Annotated in this window: 18 protein-coding genes; 3 read left to right on the plus strand and 15 right to left on the minus strand. The window is 72.4% G+C overall.

Annotated elements, in window-relative coordinates:
* The first annotated feature begins 24 nt into the window (after positions 1–24).
* The gene (locus ACFPLC_RS35945; RefSeq protein ID WP_229902665.1) at positions 25–387 is read left to right on the plus strand and encodes a DNA polymerase ligase N-terminal domain-containing protein; all 363 of its coding nucleotides are present in this window, start codon (positions 25–27) and stop codon (positions 385–387) included.
* A gap of 36 nt (positions 388–423) precedes the next feature.
* On the opposite strand, the gene ACFPLC_RS35950 is transcribed toward ACFPLC_RS35945, so the two are convergent.
* The 6 genes from ACFPLC_RS35950 to ACFPLC_RS35975 all read right to left on the minus strand — a co-directional run bounded on the left by ACFPLC_RS35950 (position 424) and on the right by ACFPLC_RS35975 (position 6,633).
* Positions 424–1,125: a DUF998 domain-containing protein gene (locus ACFPLC_RS35950; RefSeq protein ID WP_378192459.1), complete on the minus strand. Its 702-nt coding sequence runs from the start codon at positions 1,123–1,125 to the stop codon at positions 424–426.
* Between the two features lie 110 nt (positions 1,126–1,235).
* A complete protein-coding gene (locus ACFPLC_RS35955; protein ID WP_378192460.1) occupies positions 1,236–2,102 on the minus strand; it encodes an NAD(+)/NADH kinase in 867 nt (288 codons plus the stop codon).
* A gap of 30 nt (positions 2,103–2,132) precedes the next feature.
* Positions 2,133–3,611: a flavin-containing monooxygenase gene (locus ACFPLC_RS35960; protein WP_378192462.1), complete on the minus strand. Its 1,479-nt coding sequence runs from the start codon at positions 3,609–3,611 to the stop codon at positions 2,133–2,135.
* A gap of 1 nt (position 3,612) precedes the next feature.
* Complete coding sequence (locus ACFPLC_RS35965) at positions 3,613–4,464, minus strand: SDR family NAD(P)-dependent oxidoreductase (RefSeq protein WP_378192464.1); 852 nt, start codon at positions 4,462–4,464, stop codon at positions 3,613–3,615.
* Positions 4,448–5,338 carry an alpha/beta fold hydrolase gene (locus ACFPLC_RS35970; RefSeq protein ID WP_378192466.1) on the minus strand — a complete coding sequence of 297 codons (891 nt, stop codon included), beginning with the start codon at positions 5,336–5,338 and terminating at the stop codon, positions 4,448–4,450. The genes ACFPLC_RS35965 and ACFPLC_RS35970 overlap by 17 nt, the downstream gene beginning before the upstream one ends.
* Entirely contained in the window at positions 5,335–6,633 is a 1,299-nt protein-coding gene (locus ACFPLC_RS35975; RefSeq protein WP_378192468.1) for a cytochrome P450, read from the minus strand. The genes ACFPLC_RS35970 and ACFPLC_RS35975 overlap by 4 nt, the downstream gene beginning before the upstream one ends.
* Positions 6,634–6,717: 84 nt before the next feature.
* On the opposite strand from ACFPLC_RS35975, the gene ACFPLC_RS35980 reads away from it, so the two are divergent.
* A complete protein-coding gene (locus ACFPLC_RS35980) occupies positions 6,718–7,305 on the plus strand; it encodes a TetR/AcrR family transcriptional regulator (protein WP_378192470.1) in 588 nt (195 codons plus the stop codon).
* A gap of 62 nt (positions 7,306–7,367) precedes the next feature.
* On the opposite strand, the gene ACFPLC_RS35985 is transcribed toward ACFPLC_RS35980, so the two are convergent.
* Genes ACFPLC_RS35985 through ACFPLC_RS36005 form a run of 5 tightly spaced genes read right to left on the minus strand, consistent with a single transcriptional unit; the run spans position 7,368 to position 11,263 of the window.
* Positions 7,368–7,646 carry an HPr family phosphocarrier protein gene (locus ACFPLC_RS35985; RefSeq protein ID WP_378192472.1) on the minus strand — a complete coding sequence of 93 codons (279 nt, stop codon included), beginning with the start codon at positions 7,644–7,646 and terminating at the stop codon, positions 7,368–7,370.
* A gap of 11 nt (positions 7,647–7,657) precedes the next feature.
* Positions 7,658–9,109: a PTS fructose transporter subunit IIC gene (locus tag ACFPLC_RS35990; protein ID WP_378192474.1), complete on the minus strand. Its 1,452-nt coding sequence runs from the start codon at positions 9,107–9,109 to the stop codon at positions 7,658–7,660.
* A 2-nt stretch (positions 9,110–9,111) separates the two neighbouring features.
* The gene (locus tag ACFPLC_RS35995; RefSeq protein WP_378192476.1) at positions 9,112–9,564 is read right to left on the minus strand and encodes a PTS sugar transporter subunit IIA; all 453 of its coding nucleotides are present in this window, start codon (positions 9,562–9,564) and stop codon (positions 9,112–9,114) included.
* Positions 9,561–10,505, minus strand: coding sequence for a 1-phosphofructokinase (gene pfkB / locus ACFPLC_RS36000; protein ID WP_378192478.1), 945 nt, complete (start codon positions 10,503–10,505; stop codon positions 9,561–9,563). The genes ACFPLC_RS35995 and pfkB overlap by 4 nt, the downstream gene beginning before the upstream one ends.
* Positions 10,502–11,263, minus strand: a complete 762-nt coding sequence (locus ACFPLC_RS36005; protein WP_310972861.1) for a DeoR/GlpR family DNA-binding transcription regulator — start codon at positions 11,261–11,263, stop codon at positions 10,502–10,504. Before ACFPLC_RS36005 ends, pfkB begins: the two co-directional genes overlap by 4 nt.
* Positions 11,264–11,366: 103 nt before the next feature.
* Here ACFPLC_RS36005 and ACFPLC_RS36010 point away from each other — a divergent pair, with 103 nt between their 5' ends.
* Complete coding sequence (locus tag ACFPLC_RS36010) at positions 11,367–12,944, plus strand: putative PEP-binding protein (RefSeq protein WP_378192480.1); 1,578 nt, start codon at positions 11,367–11,369, stop codon at positions 12,942–12,944.
* A 40-nt stretch (positions 12,945–12,984) separates the two neighbouring features.
* Here ACFPLC_RS36010 and ACFPLC_RS36015 read toward each other — a convergent pair whose 3' ends face one another.
* From ACFPLC_RS36015 to ACFPLC_RS36030, 4 genes are all read right to left on the minus strand, one after another.
* Positions 12,985–13,734 (minus strand): Asp23/Gls24 family envelope stress response protein, encoded by a 750-nt coding sequence (locus ACFPLC_RS36015; protein ID WP_378192482.1) that lies wholly within the window; start codon positions 13,732–13,734, stop codon positions 12,985–12,987.
* A gap of 219 nt (positions 13,735–13,953) precedes the next feature.
* Positions 13,954–15,180: an SGNH/GDSL hydrolase family protein gene (locus tag ACFPLC_RS36020; protein WP_378192484.1), complete on the minus strand. Its 1,227-nt coding sequence runs from the start codon at positions 15,178–15,180 to the stop codon at positions 13,954–13,956.
* Positions 15,177–17,474 carry a beta-xylosidase/alpha-l-arabinosidase gene (locus ACFPLC_RS36025; protein ID WP_378192486.1) on the minus strand — a complete coding sequence of 766 codons (2,298 nt, stop codon included), beginning with the start codon at positions 17,472–17,474 and terminating at the stop codon, positions 15,177–15,179. The genes ACFPLC_RS36020 and ACFPLC_RS36025 overlap by 4 nt, the downstream gene beginning before the upstream one ends.
* A 46-nt stretch (positions 17,475–17,520) precedes the next feature.
* Positions 17,521–18,531, minus strand: coding sequence for a LacI family DNA-binding transcriptional regulator (locus ACFPLC_RS36030; protein ID WP_378192488.1), 1,011 nt, complete (start codon positions 18,529–18,531; stop codon positions 17,521–17,523).
* Positions 18,532–18,632 lie beyond the last annotated feature (101 nt).

Genomic DNA, 18,632 nt, shown 5'->3' on the forward strand with positions numbered 1-18,632 from the left:
GGGTGATCTGGCATGGTGGACGGCGTGACCGATCGTCGACCGGCGTTCGTGCTGCACGAGCACTTCCGCCCGCGGCACCACTTCGACCTGCGGCTGGAAGAGGACGGCGTGCTGCGGTCGTGGGCGGTGCCCCGCGGTCTGCCGCCGGATCCGGCGGGCGACCGGCTGGCGGTCGCCGTGCCCGACCACGCCCTCGACCACCTGGCCTACGAGGACGAGACGAAGAAGATCGCCGACACGGGCTGGTGGGAGGAGCACGACCGCACGGCCAAGCGCATCCTGTTCACGCTGCACGGCCGGTCGGGCGCGGTCCGCTACGCGCTGATCCGCACGGCGCGTGACTGGCTCCTGCACCGCACCCGCGACCAGCCCGGCCCGGTTCGCTGACCGGAACCGGCGTGATCCGAGCCGGGACTCGCGTGATCAGACCCGTAACTGGCGTGACTGGAGCCGGAAGTGGACTCCGGTCGGCATCGCCCGGTGGGCCCAGTACCCCAGGACAGCCAGCAGCACGATCTCCAGGACCATCATCAGCCGCTCCACCAGGCCCGTCGCCACCGTCGGGAGGTGGCCGCCGAAGATGACGTTCACCGCGAACGGGACGATGAACGGCAGGTAGAACGGGATCGCCGCCAGCGCCAGCCGCCGCGACCACGTCGCGAACCGCCGCCAGCGCGGGTCGTCGCGGTGGCGGCGGCCGAGCGCCCAGCCGACCACCGGCAGGCTCAGGCACGTCACCGCCGAGGCGTACAGGTGGATCTTGCCCGTCGCGGTGATCGCCCCGCCCTGCGGGTCCTTCGCGAACACCGCGACCGCCAGCAGGCTCACGCACCACAGCGCCTTCGCCGCCACCAGCGCCGGGTTGGCCAGCAGGCCCCGGCGGTGGAGCGCGACCAGCAGCAGCGCCGAGCCGGTGCTCGTGAGCAGGAGCGCGCCGTCCCACAGCCAGCGGCCGCGGCTCAGCGCGTAGTCGCTGAGCATCGTGGTGACCGGGTCGAGGGGCGCGAGCCGGCGGTCGACGTGCAGCACGGCGAGCAGGACGACGGCGCCGAGGAACGCGGTGAGCGCCCCGGGGACGAGCAGGCGGGCGCGCAGGCGGGGACGGACGGGTGCGGGACACAGCATGTAGGGAGACACTCCGGGGCGGTTCGGCTGGTTCAGGCGCAGCCGCGCACGCTACCCGTGACCTTTCCGTGACCATGGCCGACGCGCCCGCGCTGTGACGCAGCACACCGTCAGTGGTCGCCGTCCTGGGGGATTTCGGCCGAATCCGTGAGCCGCAGCTTGCGCCGGGCACGCTGGTAGAACGTCGTCATCCCGAGCCGGACCACCCGCGCGGCGCTGGGCCGGCCGCGCAGGTCGAGCCGTTCGCCGGGGGAGACGTACCCCTCGACCTGGCCGTCGACCTCCACGGCGAGCCGTCCGCTGGTGGGCAGCAGCTCCAGGGTGACCTCGTCGTGCACCGAGAGCACCACGCCCCGGCTGTACGCCGAATGCGGTGCCGCCGGCGTGACCAGCAGCGCTTCCACCGACGGGCTCGTGATCGGGCCGCCCGCCGAGAAGCTGTACGCCGTCGAGCCGGTGGGCGTCGCCACGACCACCGCGTCGGCCGAGTAGCTCACGAACGGCTGACCGCCGACGCGGACGGCGACCACCGCGCTGCCGTCGCCGGGCACCCGCACCACCGCGATGTCGTTGAACGCCGTGATCCGGCGCCCCTGCAGCACCGCGTCCACGGCCAGCCGCGGCTCGACCGTGAACTGGTGGCCGTCGATGGCCGAGAGCGCCCCGGGCAGGTCCGGGACGTCGACCTCGGCCAGGAAGCCGAGCTTGCCGAGGTTCACCCCGAGCACCGGCGCGCGCTGCCCGTCGGCCAGCCGCATGGCCCGCAGCATCGTGCCGTCGCCGCCCAGGCTGACCAGCAGGTCGGCCCGCCGCCCGAGCTCTTCGGCCGACACGCCCTTCGCCGCGCAGTTCAGCCGGACGATCTCGTCTTCGATGCCGAGGATTTCGATGTTCCGGTTGCCCGCCCAGCCGAGCACGGCTTCGACGGCGGCCGCGGAGTCGCGGCGGGGGTGCAGCACGAGTCCCGCGGAGTGCATGTCAGCGGCCCCGGACCGGTGTTGAGAGCGTCATGCGCTCAGTCTGCCCCCTCCTGCCGCCGGTCGCCGCGAGAAGCGCAGCGCGCCGTCGTCGATCCGGCCGTGCCGCAGCTTGACCACGTCGTGCGCGTAGCTCATGCCCAGCTGCCACGGCGCCCGCGAACCCGCTTTCGGGAACTCGTCGATCGACCGCAGGACGTACCCGGCGTCGAAGTCCAGCAGCGGCCGCTCGGTGACCGCCGGGTCGTCGTTGACCGGCACGCACTGGTCGTAGCCGTGGCGGTCGAGATGGCGCAGCAGCCGCACGACGTACTCGCCGACCAGGTCGGCCTTGAGCGTCCAGGACGCGTTCGTGTAGCCGATCGTGAAGGCGAAGTTCGGCACGCCGCTGAGCATCATGCCCTTGTAGGCCATGGTTTCCGGCAGCTTCACCGGGGCGCCGTCGACCGCCAGCTCGATGCCGCCGAAGGCCAGCAGCCGCAGCCCGGTGGCGGTGACGACGACGTCCGCCTCGAGCTCGTCGCCCGATTCGAGCCGGAGGCCGGTTTTCGTGAAGGACGCGATCCGGTCGGTGACGATCGAGGCGTCACCGCGGCGCAGCGACCGGAACAGGTCACCGTCCGGGACGAGGCACAGCCGCTGGTCCCAGGGCTGGTACCGCGGCTTGAAGTGGGTGTCGACGGCGAAGCCGGGCGGCAGCTGCTTCACCGTGGCCTTGCGGATGAGCGCCTTCACCACGCCCGGGCGGCGCCGGCTGAGCTGGTAGATCAGCGTGCTCACCGCGACGTTCTTCCAGCGCGCGATCGGGTACGCCAGCCGGGGGCCGAGGAGCCCGCGCAGCCGGTTGGCCAGCGCGTCCTCCGACGGCAGGGACAGGATGTAGGTGGGGGAGCGCTGCAGCATCGTCACGTGCGCGGCGCGGTCGGTCATCGCCGGGACGAGGGTCACCGCGGTCGCGCCGCTGCCGATGACGACGACCTTCTTGCCGGTGTAGTCGAGGTCTTCGGGCCAGTGCTGCGGGTGGACGACCGTGCCGCCGAAGTTCTCCAGGCCGGGGAACTCCGGCGTGTGCCCGGCCGCGTAGTCGTAGTAGCCGCTGCACAGGTAGAGGAACTTCGCGGTGAACTCGGCGGATCGGCCGTCGTGCTCGGCCTCGACCGTCCACAGTGCGTCCTCGGTGGACCACGCGGCCCGGACCACCTTGTGCCCGAAACGGATGTGGCGGTCGATGCCCGCGTCGGCCGCGGTGTCGCGGACGTACTTCAGGATCGACGGGCCGTCGGCGATGGCCTTCGCGTCGGTCCACGGCCGGAACCGGTAGCCGAGGGTCTGCATGTCCGAGTCGGACCGGACCCCCGGGTAGCGGAACAGGTCCCAGGTGCCGCCGATCGCGTCGCGGGCTTCGAGGATCGCGTACGTCTTGCGCGGGAACGCCGTGCGCAGGTGGTGGGCGGCGCCGACGCCGGACAGCCCGGCGCCGACGATCAGCACGTCGAGGTGTTCGGTCACGTCAAACCGCCTTCGTCCGCCGGGCGCGCCGCAGCACGCGGGTCAGCACGGTGTTGTAGTGGGTGGGGGTGATCCGGGCGAGCGCGTCGAACAGGTGGGCGTCCGGGCCGACCAGGATGCGGGCCTTCCCGCGCTCGACACCGGCGTGGATGATCTCCGCCGCCTTGTCCGGCGACGTCATCGTCATCGCCTCGAACTGCGCGGCCATCTGCTCGTGGCTGCGGCCCCGTCCCTCGGGGTCGCGGCGCACCCGGGCGTTGCGCGCGATGTTCGTCGTGATGCCGCCCGGGTGCACGGTGATCGCGCGGACGCCGGTGCCGCGCAGCTCCTGCCGCAGCGACTCGGTGAAGCCGCGGACGGCGAACTTCGCCGCGCAGTACGCGCTCTGGTACGGCACCCCGAGCAGGCCGTAGACGCTGGAGGTGTTCACGATCGCGCCTTCGCCCTGCTCGACGAGGATCGGCAGGAACGCCCGCGTCCCGTGCACCACGCCGTGGAAGTTGATGTCGTGCAGCCAGTCGTCGTCCTCGGGCACCGCGTCGAGCACGGACGAGGTCACCGCGACACCGGCGTTGTTGAACACCGCGGCCAGCGGCGCCGGGAGCCACTCGCGGACCTCGGCGGCGAACCGCAGCTGGTCTTCGGCGTCGCGGACGTCGAGGACGCGCGTCAGCACCTTGCCGGGCAGCGCGGCCGCGGTGGCCTTCAGGCCGTCTTCGTCGACGTCGGCGAGCGCGACCGGCGAGCCGAGCCGGGACAGCCGGGTGGCCAGTGCCCGGCCGATGCCCGACGCCGCGCCGGTGATCACGACCGGGCGGCCGGTCAGGCCGTGCCGGTCACGGGGTCGTGACATCGCTGCTCCTCGCGTGCCGGTCGATCAGGTCGAGGATCGTCGGCCAGGCGTCTTTCGGCAGGTCGTGGCCCATGCCGCGGACGGTCTCCAGCCGGGCGCCCCGGATGGCGCGCGCGGTGGCCGCGCCGCCGGTGGGGTGCACCATCCGGTCGCGGTCGCCGTGGATGACCAGCGTCGGTGCGGTGATTTTCCGCAGCAGCGGCGTCCGGTTGCCCGACTTCATGATCGCGGCGAGCTGGCGGCCCACCCCACCGGACGTCGGGTCGCGGTCCCAGCCCGTTCCGGCCAGCTCGCGCACGAACTCCTCGTCGAACGGGAAGCCGTGCGAGCCGATGTGGCGGAACATCCGGACGGCGCTTTCGACCGCCTCTTCGCGGGACTTCGGCGGCTTCGCGCCCATCATCCGCAACGTCGAGAGCGCGGGGCGGCCGAGCAGGCGCGACCCGGTCGTCGACATGATCGACGTCAGGGTGCGGATCCGGTCCGGGTACAGCGCCGCGGTGGTCTGGGAGATCATGCCGCCCATGGAGACCCCGGCGATGTGGGCGGTCTCGAGGTCGAGCGCGTCGAACAGGCCGATGGTGTCGGCGGCCATGTCCGTCAGGTCGTACTGCTGCGCGGGGAACCGTCCGGCCAGCATGCCGAGCAGGCTCGGCGGCCGGAACCGCGGATGCGTCGAGCGCCCGGCGTCGCGGTTGTCGAACCGGATCACCTCGTACCCGCGCGCGGCGAGTTCCGCGCAGAAGGCGTCCGGCCAGCTGTGCAGCTGCTGGCCCAGCCCGGCGACGAGGAGCAGCGGCTCGGCGCCGCTGTCCCCGATCCGTTCGTAGGCCAGGGAAATGCCCCGGCCGGCGTCGGCGATCTCTTCGGTCACGAGTTCCCTCCGGTGGTGCGGCGGCGCACGACCGCGCGGCCGCCTTTGGCGGGGGCGTAGGCCACGCCCCGCGAGTGCCAGCGTTCGCCGGGCGCTTCGGTCGGTACCAGCGTGAAGTCCCGCAGCAGGGTCCGCAGCACGACGGTCATCTCCATGGTCGCGAACGCGGCGCCGAGGCACCGGCGGGTGCCGCCGCCGAACGGGATCCACTGGTAGAGATCCGGGCGTGCCCCTTCGAAGCGGTGCGGGTCGAAGGTGGCCGCGTCCGGGAAGACGGCGTCGTCGTCGTGGATGAGCGCGATGCTGACGAGGACCGCGTAGCCCTTCGGCAGCGTCCACCGGCCCAACTGGAAGCCGTCCTGCTTGACCTGCCGGGCGGTGAGGTCGATGACCGGGCGGGTGCGCTGGACCTCGAGGATGGTGGCGTCGAGCAGCTTGGTGTCCTCCGCCTCGGTGAGTTCCGCCAGCAGAGCGGGGTGGCGGCGCAGCCGTTCGACGGCCCACGCCAGCGTGGTCGCCGTGGTTTCGTGGCCGGCGGTGAGCAGGGTGAGAAGCTGGTCGGAAATCTCTTCGCGGCTCAGTCCCGACCCGTCGTCGTAGCGGGTCTGCAGCATCATCGACAGGACGTCGTCTTTGCTTTCGGCGCGGGCCTTGGCGATGAGGCGGTCGACGATGGCGTCGTACTCGCGGCGCATCCGCTCGAAGCGGCGCCACGGGTTGAAGCGGCCCTTCTTGGAGATGGGCAGCACGGCCAGCCGCGACCCGAGGGTGACGAACGGCGGGAGCAGTTCGCGCAGCTCGGCGAACTCGGCCCCTTCGGCGCCGAAGACCGCGCGGAGGATGGCGTTGAGGGTGATCCGCATCATCGACGGCAGCGTGGCGAAGGCGGTGTCTTCGGGCCAGCTCGCCAGTTCCCGCACGGTTTCTTCCTCGACGATCTTCTCGTACGCGGCGAGGCGGCGGCCGTGGAAGGGCGGGACGAGGAGCTTGCGCTGCCGTTTGTGCTCGTCACCGGACAGAGCGAACATCGACCGCGGCCCGAGCACGCGCCCGAGGTTGACCTCGAGGTTGTCGACCAGTTCGGGCCCGGAGGTGAACAGCTGCTTGATCTCGGCGGGGCTGCTGATCACCACGGCGTTGCCGAAAATCGGCACGTTGACGGTGAAGGCATCCCCGTAGCGGTCCTTGAGCCGCCGCATGCCGCGCAGCGGCTGGGTCAGCGCGTAGGCGCCCTGGACGGCGCGGGGCGCGGTCGGCCCCGGCGGCAGCGTCGCGGGGCGTGTCATGGTCGTCATCGACCCTCCCGGAAGGTGGTACGCGAGCGTACCGTCGGTACGGTACGCCGGTGTACCATCCGGTTTCAAGAGGGGAGGTATACCTTGACTTCCGTGGACGTCGACACCCGCCGGCACCGGCAGCGCCTCCTGGACGGGCTGGCCGAGTCGATCACCTCCGGCGGTTTCCGCGACACGACGGTGGCCGACATCGTCCGCCGCGCCCGCACGTCCCGCCGGACGTTCTACGAACACTTCTCCAGCCGCGAAGAGTGCCTCATCGCGCTGCTGGCCGACGCGAACCGCTCGATGATCCGGCAGATCTCCGAGGCGGTCGACCCCCGCGCGCCGTGGGCGGTCCAGGTGCGCCAGGCGATCGAGGCGTGGATCGCCTGCGCCGAATCCGAGCCGGCGATCACGTTGAGCTGGATCAGGGACGTCCCCGCGCTGGGCGCGGCGGCCCGTGATCTGCAGCGTGACGCGATGGAGGGGTTCATCGCGATGACGCAGCGGTTGACGGACACCCCGGAGATGCGCGCGGCGGGGATCAGCCCGCCCTCCCGCCAGCTGTCGATCATGCTGCTGGGCGGCTTGCGCGAGCTGATCGCCACGACGGTGGAAGACGGCGGCCGGGCGGGCGACGTCACGGAGGTCGCGGTCCGGGCGTCGATCGCCCTGCTCGGCCCGGCCTGAACGTCGTGAATGACTCATTCCTGGCATTCGACGCCAGGAATGAGTCATTCACGACGTTGAGCTCAGGCGTCCAGGTCCTGGGCGATCAGTTCCGCCAACGCGTCGACCGAGGTCTGGGCCTGGTCGCCCTCGGCGGACAGCTCGACCTCGTCCCCGAAACCCGCGCCCAGGGTCATCAACCCGAGGACGCTGGCGGCATCGACGGCGTCGCCCGCGACGCCTCCGGTGATCTTCGCGATACGAACCTTCGCGGGCTGGCCGGCCGCGGTGCGAGCGACCAGGCCCGCGGGCCGGGCGTGGAGCCCGACGCTGCTGGCGACGAGCGTGCGGCGTTGGTACACAGTGGACTCCTTCACGCGTTCACGGGCTGACCGGAGACAGCGGCCGAGCGTTCGGCCGCCCGGAACCGCACCTGCTTGAGCGCGATCACCGACCCGGCGGCGACCAGCGTCCCGGCGATCAGCGCGACCAGGAACAACAGCGGGTTGCCGATCAGCGGGACGACGAAGATCCCGCCGTGCGGGGCGCGCAGCGTCGCGCCGAACGCCATCGACAGCGAGCCGGTGACGGCCGAGCCGAGCATGATCGACGGGATCACGCGGAACGGGTCCGCCGCCGCGAACGGGATCGCGCCCTCGGTGATGAATGACGCCCCGAGCAGCCAGGCCGCCCGGCCGTTCTCGCGCTCGGCCTCGGTGAACAGCTTCTTGCGGACCGTGGACGCCAGCGCGAGCGCCAGCGGCGGCACCATGCCCGCGGCCATCACCGCGGCCATGATCTGCAGCGACGCCGTCGCGCCGGTGGTCAGGCCGCCGACCGCGAAGGCGTACGCCGCCTTGTTGACCGGGCCGCCCATGTCGAACGCCATCATCAGGCCGAGCAGCGCGCCCAGCAGCAGCGCGCTGACGCCGCTGAGGCTGTTGAGCCAGCTGGTGAGCCCGGTCGTGGCGGCCGCGATCGGCTTGCCGACCACGACGTACATCAGCACACCGACCACAATGGACCCGAGCAGCGGGTAGACGACCACCGGCATGATCCCGCGCATCGCCTTCGGCACCTGGATCTTCTTCAGCGCCAGGACGACGCCACCGGCCAGCAGGCCGGCGACCAGGCCACCGAGGAAGCCGGCGCCCACGGTGACGGCGATCGCGCCACCCACGAAACCGGGCGCGATGGCCGGGCGGTCGGCCATCGCGAAGGCGATGAACCCGGCCAGCACCGGCACCAGGAAGTTGAACGCCGCGCTGCCGATCTGGAACATCAGCGCGGCCCAGCCGACCACCGAACCGGCGTCGAAGTGCTCGGTGACCTTCGGCGCGTCGACGATCTGGTAGCCGCCCAGCGCGAAACTCAACGCGATGAGCAACCCGCCCGCGGCGACGAACGGGATGAGGTAGCTGACGCCGGTCATCAGCCACTGGCGGATCTTGGTGCCGGTCTTGTCGTTCGCGCCGACCTTCGACGTGAGCTCCGGGGTGGCGGGCGCGGCGGCGACGGGCTCGCGGGCCGCGGCCTTGGCGCGTTCGAACAGCCCGGCGGCGTCGTTGATCGCGGCCTTGACCGGCGCCTCGACGATCGGCTTCCCGGCGAAGCGGTCGCGGCCCTGCACGGCAAGGTCCGCGGCGAAGATGACGGCGTCCGCGCTCGCGATGTCCTCGGCGGACAGCGGCTGGGAGCCCGCCGAACCCTGCGTCTCGACGACGATCTCGTCGCCGTTGGCCTTGGCGGTCTGCTCCAGCGATTCGGCCGCCATGTAGGTGTGGGCGATTCCGGTGGGGCAGGCCGTGATGGCGACGAACTTCATGATCAGGCCACCTCCTGGCGGATGTATGCGGCGAGGGCGGCGGGGTCGGCGGCGTCCAGCAGGTGCTGCTTGAACTCCGCCCGGACCAGCCGCCGGGCGAGGGCGGCGAGGACCTTGAGGTGGTCGCTGCCGCCGCCTTCCGGTGCGGCGATGAGGAAGATCAGCTTCGCCGGGCCGTCCGGCGCGCCGAAGTCGATGCCCGCGTCGCTGCGGCCGAACGCCAGCGTCGGCGCGGTGACCGCGGCCGAGCGGCAGTGCGGGATGCCGATGCCGCCTTCGAGCCCGGTGGCCATCTGCTCCTCGCGGGCGGCGACGTCCTTCAGGAATACCTCGAGGTCGGTCACCCGCCCGGCGTCGACGAGCCGCTGCGCGAGGCCGCGCACGGCGGCCTGCTTGTCGCTCGCGTCGAGGCTCAGGTCGACCAGGTCGGCGGTGATCAGGTCCAGGGTGGTCATGCGGCGGCTCCGCTGAGGGTGAAGGTGGGGTCGGCTGGGAGCACGCGCACCTGGTCGGGGTGCACGTCCTGCGGGGTGGGCATGCGGCTGCCCTCCTGCGTGACCGCGGCGGTGCCGTAGGCGACCGCGGTCCGCAGGGCTTGGGGGCCGGTTCCGCCCGCGTGGAGGAACCCGGCGAGTGCGGCGTCTCCGGCGCCGACGGTGCTGCGCACGGCCACGAGCGGGCCGAGCGCGTGGTGCGTTTCGGTTTCCTCGACGAGCACCGCGCCGCGCGCCCCGAGGCTGACCAGCACGCGGCCGACGCCGCCGGAGATCAGGTCCCGGCAGAACGCGACGACGTCGCCGAGCCGGGGCAGCGGGCGGCCGGCGAGCTCGATGAGCTCGTCGAGGTTCGGTTTGAGCAGGTCCGGGCCGCCCGCGCAGGCGGCGGCCAGCGGCGCGCCGGAGGAGTCCACGGCGACCTTCGCCCCGGCTTCGCGGGCGAGCTTCGTCAGCCGCGCGTAGAAGTCGCCGGGCACGCCGGCCGGGAGACTTCCGCAGCACACCAGCCATTCGCCGCGCGCGGCCAGTTCGACGGCGCGGCGTTCGAGGGTGGCGAGTTCGGCGGGGGAGATCTCCGGGCCCGGCTCGTTGATCTTCGTGGTGGTGCCGTCGGCTTCCACGAGCGTGATGTTGCTGCGGGTCGACCCGGCGATCGGCACCGCGACGACCGGAACGCCTTCGGGCGCGAGCAGGTCGGCCAGCCGCTCGCCGACCGGGCCGCCGGCGGGCAGCAGCGCGACGGTCGGGGTCCCGGCGGCGGCCAGCGCGCGAGCGACGTTCACGCCCTTGCCGCCGGGATCGAGCCGGACGGCCTCGGCGCGGTTCACCTCGCCGCGGCGCAGCTCGGCCAACCGCGCGGTCCGGTCGAGGCTCGGGTTGGGGGTCACGGTGACGATCACGCCAGCACCACCTCGGGGCCCGCCTCTTCGAGTTCGGCCACCGCGCCCGCGTCGATGCCGCTGTCGGTGACCAGCACGTCGATCTCGGCCAGCCGCGCGAAGCGGCTCAGCTGGTCGGTGCCGTACTTGCTGTGGTCGGCCAGCAGCACCCGCTTGCGGGCCGCGGCGACGACGGCCGCCTTCACGGCGGACTCGGCCATGTCCGGCGTCGTGCAGCCGTGCTCGGCCGAAAAGCCGTTGGCGCCGAGGAAAGCGACGTCGACGAGCAGGCCTTCGAGCGCGCGCAGCGTCCAGGCCTCGACCGCCGCGAGCGTCGTCCCCCTGACCCGGCCGCCCAGGATGTGCAGCGTGATGCCCGGGCGGGTGGCGAGGATGGAGGCGACCGGGATCGAGTTGGTGATCACCGTCAGCTCGCGGTCGGCCGGCAGGAGCGTCGCGAGCCTGCTGGTCGTGGTGCCCGCGTCGAGCAGGATCGAGCCGCGGTCGGGCACCAGGTCCAGTGCGGCCCGGGCGATCGCGTCCTTTTCCGCCGCGTTGGTCTGGTCCCGCTGCGCGACCTCGGGTTCGAAGTCGAGCCGCTCGACGGCGACCGCGCCGCCGTAGACGCGGCGGACCACGCCCTGGCGTTCGAGGACGCCGAGGTCGCGGCGGATGGTCTCGGGGGCGACACCGAGTTCGGCGGCGACGTCACCGACGTCGACGCGGCCGTCGCGTCGTGCGCGTTGCGCCAGGAGCTGGTGCCGTTCGGCGGCGTACATGCCCGTTCCTCTCCGATGTTTGCCCGTTGCCGTTTGATTGTGCCCGTTGTTACCGTACTGTCAATCCCCAGTTACGCGATCCCTTGCTCCCGGAGGTCCTTCCATGCAGCTGTCCGGAGTCGGCGTCAGTCCTGGCCGGGTCGACGGTCCCCGCGTCCCCGTGGCCGCTGACCTGCCGGAACCCGCTTCGTCGCCCGCTCCTGCGGATCTCGAAGCCGAAGCGGGCAAGATCGGGCAGGCGGCGGCTTCGGTGGCGGCCGCGTTGTCCGATCGTGCCCGTTCTGTGTCCGGAGATGCCCGGTCAGTGCTGGAGACGACGGCCGCGATGGCGGCCGATCCGGCGTTGGCGGCGTCCGCGGAGAAGCTCGTCCTCGAGCGCTCGCTTCCGGCACCACGAGCGGTGTGGGAGGCGGCCGGGGAGTTCATGGCGGCGCTGCGGGCCGCAGGCGGGTACATGGCCGAACGCGCGCGGGACGTCGCGGACGTGCGCGACCGGATTGTCGCCGCGTTGCTGGGGGTGGCCCCGCCCGGCGTGCCGGACCTGACGTCGCCGAGCGTGCTGGTGGCGCGGGACCTCGCCCCGGCCGACACCGCGGGCCTTGACCCGGACCTGGTCCTGGCGCTGGTGACGGCCGAAGGCGGCCCGACGAGCCACACCGCGATCCTGGCGCGGGCGCTGGGGATCCCGGCGGTGGTGGCGTGCGCCGGAGTTCTGGAGCTGGACAGTCCGGGGCTCGCGGTCGACGGTGCGGCGGGCACGGTGGTCCCCTCGGACGGCACCGTCCGGGCGCCGGCCCGGACCGCCCGGCCGACGTGGGACGGCGTCGGCCGCCTCGCCGACGGCCACCGCGTCAAGCTCCTCGCGAACGTCGGCTCGGCGGCGGACGCCGCTGCCGCCGCCGCGGCCGGTGCCGAAGGAGTCGGGCTGTTCCGCACCGAATTCTGTTACCTCACCGCGGCTTCCGAGCCGACGGAGGCCGAGCAGCGGGCGGCGTACGCGGCGGTTCTCGCGCCGTTCGCGGGAAAGCCGGTCGTGGTTCGCACGCTGGACGCCGGCTCCGACAAGCCCTTGGAGTTCCTGCCGATGGGCGAGGAACCCAACCCGGCACTGGGTGTCCGCGGGCTGCGGGTGGCGTTCGACCGCCCGGAGTTGCTGGACCGCCAGCTCACGGCGATCACGGCGGCGGCCGCGGACACGGGAGTCGAGCTGTCGGTGATGGCCCCGATGGTGGCCACGGCAGCGGAAGCGGAGTGGTTCGCGTCGCGAGCCCGCGCGGCGGGCATCGCCCGGGTGGGCGTGATGATCGAGGTTCCCGCGGCGGCGTTGTGCGCCGACGCGATTCTCGCCGTCGTCGATTTCGTTTCGCTGGGAACCAACGACTTGACGCAGTACGTCTTCGCCGCGGACCGCCAGCTGGGCGCGGTGGCGGCGTTGAACGCCCCGGACCAGCCGGCGCTGCTGCGGCTGGTGGGGATGGTCGCGGAAGCCGGTGCGGCGGCGGGAAAGCCGGTGGGCGTGTGCGGCGAAGCGGCGGCGGACCCCGCCTTGGCGCCCGTGCTGGTGGGCTTGGGCGTGACGTCGTTGTCGATGAACGCGGTGGCGCTGGCGGGCGTGGGATCGGCGTTGCGCGAGGTGGACCTGGCAGCGTGCCGCGCCCGGGCACGGCCGGATCGCGGGTGAGCGCGGTGGCCGGTCCCGGATCCGGGACCGGCCACCAGAATCAGTCCGCTTCGGGGAAGTGGATGTCGGCGACGTGGACGTCGACGACCTCGACGTCGAGCCCCAGGTACTGCTCGACGGCGTCGATCACCGCGACGCGGATCTGCTCGCCCAGCGCCTTGACGGCGTGCCCGAACTCGACCACCACGGGGATGGTGACCCAGGCGACCTCGTCGGCGAGTTCGACGGTGATGCCGTCGCCGGCGACGCTGTGCACGCCCTCGGTCTGCGCCGCGATCCGCGTGACGATCTTGCCGACCACGCCGTCGGCCACGGTGGTGCTGCCGCGGCTGCCCGGCGCGGGGCGGGTCGCGGGCGCGTCGGCTTCGGGCTCGGTCACCGCGACCGGCTCGGCGACGGGCTCCGCCTCGACAGCTTCGGCAACCGGCTCGGTCTCCGCGGTTTCGGCCACCGGGGCGGTTTCGGCGGTCGGCTCTTCGTCCGCCACTTCGGCCACCGGCTCGGTGTCCACAGCTTCCGCAACCGGCTCGTCGTCCGCCGCTTCGGCAGCGTCTTCGGTCTCGTCCGTGTCGTCCTCTTCGGCGTCCTCGGCGACCGCCTCCTCGCCGGCTTCCGCGGTGTCTTCGGCGGTTTCCGTGGCGGTGTCCGCCTCAGGTGCGGAATCGGTTTCCTCGACCACGGCCGCCGCCTCGGTCGCGGGTTCGGGCTCGGCAGTCCCGTAGGAGTACCCGCCCGAGCCGGCGGTTTCGTTCTGGGGGCGGCCGAAGATGCTGTTGATGACGTCGGACATGGTTTCCCTTTCCGGGAGCGACGACTACCTGTGGGGACAGCAGACGGCGACATGGTAGGGGAGAGCCCGTGACGTGCGTCACGGGCCCCCGCCTTCGAGACTCGCTTGTGTCCCAACAGATATCCGGCTGATCACCGTCCGTCAGGCCGCGTTCGGCGGTCGGTGATCAAGCGGGGAATCACGTCCTTGAATTGCCTTCTTTTTGCCCAGTGGACATTTCTAGTCGTTCCGGAAAAGGCCGGCCGGAACGCTCGAGCCCAGTGCCTGGTAACCCGCCGGGTTCAGGTGCAGGTGGTCGCCGACGTCGTACGCGGGCCGCAGCTGGGACGGCTTCGCGGGGTCGCGGGTCACCTTGTCGAAGTCCAGCAGTGCGTCGAAGTGACCCGGCTGGCGGATCCACGCGTTCACCCGCTGGCGGGCCTCCTCCCGCGCCGGGTCGTCGTAGGCGGTGTTGCCGCCGAACGGCGTGATCGTCGCGCCGTACACGCGGATGTCCTGGGCGTGCGCACGGACGATGATCTGGTCGTACGCGTCGATCAGCTGCGCCGCCACGTCGCCGGCGGCCGCCGGGGTGGCCGTGCCGATGTCGTTGACGCCCTCGAACACGATCGCCCACGAAACCCCGCTCGTGGACAGCAGATCGCGGTCCAGGCGGGCCAGCACGTTGGGGCCGAGGCCGTCCTGCAGGACGCGGTTGCCGCCGGCCGCCTCGTTGACCACGGACACGCCGTGCAGGCGCGCGGCCAGCACGTTCGGCCAGCGGTCGTTGCCGTTGGTCGTCGAGCCGCGGCCGTCGGAGATGGAGTCGCCGATCACCGCCACCGCGGACGCCGGGGACAGCACCTCGATGCCGCTGAGGAAGTACCAGTGGTCGACCGGGGTCGCGCCCGGCAGTTCGAGATCGGAGACGTGGTTGCCGGAGAGCAGGTACGACGTCGTGCGGGAGCCCGGGTGCGAGGTGATCGACGTCGAAGCCTGCCCGTGCGCGAGGTACGCCGTCACGGCGATGTTCTCCAGCGACCGCACCGGGAAGGGCAGCGGGTCGGACACGACCTGGGCGCCCTGCGGGACCGTCGTGGACGGCTTGCCGTGGAAGGTCACCGGAAGGACGCTGCCCGGCACCACGGAGGAGACGCCGGCCGCGCCGGACACCGGGCGCGCGACCGACACCGCGGTCAGCGGCAGCGGTGCCCCGCCGAAGGCGTTGGAGAACCGCAGCCGGATCCGCGGGCCGCCGACCGTCACCTGCGCCGTCTCGCGCAGCGACGCGTTGTCGAGCACCCGGTCGGTGCCGGTGAACGGGGCCGGGGGCAGGTTGCCCGGCTCGGTCAGCTGGGGCATCGACGTCCACGTCGCCACCCAGTGCGACGGCGCGGGCCGGGCGGACGCGCCCACGAACAGCACGGTCAGCACGGCCAGGATGGAGATCACCAGAGGACGTTTCATAACGAGAACTCCGGGGTCAGGACCCGGTCGGCGCCGACGACGCGGCGTGGCCCGGTCAGCGTGCAGTGCAGGGTCGCGACGATCTGTTCACTCGAGGTGCCGACCCGCAGCTCGACGTCACCGGGGTCGACCTGGCGCTGCCACGCCCGTCCGGTGTAGGACGTCAGGTCGGCGTGCAGGGCGATCTCCAGGACGCAGGTCTGCCCCGGCGGCAGGGAAACCCGGCGGGCGGCGATGAGCTGACGCTCCGGCCGCGCCACCTCGGCCACCGGGTCGTGCAGGTAGACCTGCACGACTTCGGACGTCTCGCGCCCGTGGTCGTTGCGCAGCGTGACCCGCACCCGGCAGACGCCGTCGGTCGGCCACAGCGACCCCGTCGCGCTGACGTCCAGCCAGGTCGCCGGCGCGTAGGAGAGGCCGTGCCCGAACGGGAACAGCGGTGAGGGATCCACTGTGGACACCTCGCTGCGCCGGCCGAGCGGCGCGGCGAGGTAGGTCGACGGCTGGCTCGCCCCGGCCGCCGGGAAGCTCACCGGCAGCCGTCCGGCCGGGTTGATCCGTCCACTGAGGACGTCGGCCAGCGCGCCCGCGCCTTCTTCGCCGGGGTAGAAGCCGCAGACGACCGCGGCCAGCCGCGGCAGCTGCCGGGACAGCTCGTACGGCCGCCCGGAGAGCAGGACCACCACCACCGGCTTGCCGGTGTCGAGCAGGGCGTCGAGCAGCTCCTCCTGACGGCCCGGCAGCCGCAGGTCGGCCGCGTCGCAGCCTTCGCCGGACGTCCCGCCGCCGAACAGCCCGGCCCGGTCGCCCAGCACGGCCACGCACACCGACGCGTCCGCGCAGGCCGCCACCGCTTCGGCGATCCCTTCGTCGTCCCCGCCGGTGACCGGGCAGCCCAGTGCGTAGGTCACGTCGTAGGCCGAGCCCAGCGCCTCGAGCACGGTCGGCACGGAGACGCCGAACGGGACGTCGGGGTGGTGCACGCCGACGTGCAGCGGGAAGGAGTAGCAGCCGAGCATCGCGCCGGGTGTGTCCGCCCGCGGCCCCACCACCGCGACCCGGCTACCGGGGGCGAGCGGAAGCGTGCCGTCGTTGTGCAGCAGCACGATCGAGCGCTCGGCCACCTCGCGCGCCAGCGCCCGCGACTCGGCGTCGTCGAGGTCGATCTCCTCGGGGACCTCGGGTGCCCAACCGGCGTCGAGCAGCCCCAGTTCGCACTTCTGGCGCAGCACCCGTTCGAGGGCGCGGTCGACGGCGGCGACATCGACCGCGCCCCCTTCCACCGCGGCGAGCAGTGGCTCGCCGTAGCAGTCCATGGTCGGCAGCTCGACGTCGATGCCCGCGGTGAGCGCCTGCCGGGCGGCGTCGGCGCGGTCGGCGGCGACACCGTGCAGGCGGTGCAGGAACGCCACCGAGAAGTAGTCGGCGACCACCGTGCCGTCGAACCCGTAGGTGTCCCGCAGCAGGTCGGTCAGCAGGCCCGGGTCGGCGGCGGACGGGAGGCCGTCGGTGTCGGTGTAGGCGTTCATCACCGACCGGGCGCCCGCGCGCAGCGCCAGCTCGAACGGGGGCAGCAGGACGTCGGCGATCTCCCGCGGGCCGGCCGAAACCGGCGCCAGGTTGCGCCCGGCGCGCGAGGCGGAGTACCCGACGAAGTGCTTCAGCGTGGCGACGATGCCGGAGGATTCGAGCCCGGCGACGTACGCGCTGCCGATCGTGCCGACCAGGTAGGGGTCCTCGCCGATGGTCTCCTCGACCCGGCCCCAGCGCAGGTCGCGGGCCACGTCGAGGACCGGGGCGAGCCCCTGGTGCACGCCCAGTTCGCGCATGGTCCGCCCGATCTTCGCCCCCATCCGGCGCACCAGGTCCGGGTCGAACGTGGCGCCCCACGATAGCGGCGCCGGGTAGATCGTCGCCTGCCACGCGGCCAGCCCGGTCAGGCACTCTTCGTGCACCACCGCCGGAATCCCGAACCGGCCGCTGGCGACGATCTGCCGCTGGGTGCGGGCGAGGCTGTGCGCGCCGATCACCGGGTCGACCGGCCGGGTGCCGAAGGCGCGGGTCAGCTGCCCGATGCCGTGGCGGACCAGCTCGTCGAAGTCCACCGCCGCGTCGACGAACTCGTGCTGGTGCGGGGCCATTTCGCCGCCGGAGTCGATGCCCACCCAGACCCCGTAGAGCTGGGCGAGCTTCTCGCGCAGGGTCATCCGGGCCATCAGGGCCCGGACGCGTTCGCCCGGGTCGGCCGCGGGGTCGCGCCACGGCTCTCCGGCCGTGGTGGGCTGCGTGGTCAAGGCTTTCCGCCCTTCGTCTGGGGAGGAGTGGGGAAGAGGAGACGGTTCAGGGGAGTGCGCGGGTGGAGCGCCGCACCACCAGGCCGGTGTCGAGCGTGACGTGGGTCCGCTCGACCTCGTCGCCGTTGATCAGGGCGATGAGCATGCGGATGGCGCGGTGCCCCATCTCGCGGATCGGCTGGTCCACAGTGGTCAGTGGCGGGCTGCAGAGCGCCGACTCGGGCACGTTGTCGAAGCCCACCACGGAAAGGTCGTCGGGCACGGCCAGCCCGAGTTCGCGGGCCGCGTCCACGGTCGCGATGGCCGAGATGTCGTTCGCGGCGAACACCGCCGTCGGCCGGTCCGGCCCGGTCAGCAGGGCGTGCGCCGAGGCCGCGGAGACTTCCGGGTCGTAGGCGCCGATCCGGATCAGGTCTTCGTCCGGGGTGATGCCCGCGGCCGTCAACGCCCGCAGGTACCCCGTCTTCCGCAGTTCGGCCGACTGCAGATCCGGCCGGCCGGCGAGGAAGGCGATCCGCCGGTGCCCCAGGTCGAGGAGGTGCTCGGTGGCCAGCTGGGCCCCGCGCAGGTTGTCGGAGTCGATCGTCGGCAGGTGCGAGGGCCCGGTGTGCGGGTCGACGGCGACGACCGGCGTGCCCGGGACGACATCCAGCGAAACGGTGGGGGTGACCAGCACGGCGCCGTCGACCAGGGTGCCGCTCAGCCGGGACAGGTAACGCTTTTCCCAGCCCAGCGGATCCCCGGTGCGCCCGCCCGCGGAGTAGACGACGAGCTCGAAACCGCTGCCGCGGATGGCGTCCGCCGCGCCCTTGAGCAGCTCCGTCGAGAACGGCTCCAGGTCGGCGACCAGGATGCCGATGACGTTCGTCCGGTGGTTTCTCAGGCTCTGCGCCACCAGGCTCGCTTCGTACCCGAGCTCTTCGATCACGGCGCGGACTCGCGCGAGCGTCGCGGCGGAGACGCCGTAGCGCTCGTTGATCACCTTCGAAACCGTGGCCACCGAGACGCCGGCCCGAGCGGCGACGTCACGGATGGTCACCCTGGAACTGGGCTGCATCGGCTCAGACTAACCATAGAAAACGTTATCGACAACGATTGACACGGCATTTGTCCCGGAGCAGACTCTTCGCCAACCCGGGCGCGGAAGCCGCCCCGTCC

Origin of the sequence: Amycolatopsis plumensis (genome assembly GCF_042652605.1) — a bacterium.
Taxonomy (GTDB): Bacteria; Actinomycetota; Actinomycetes; order Mycobacteriales; family Pseudonocardiaceae; genus Amycolatopsis; species Amycolatopsis plumensis.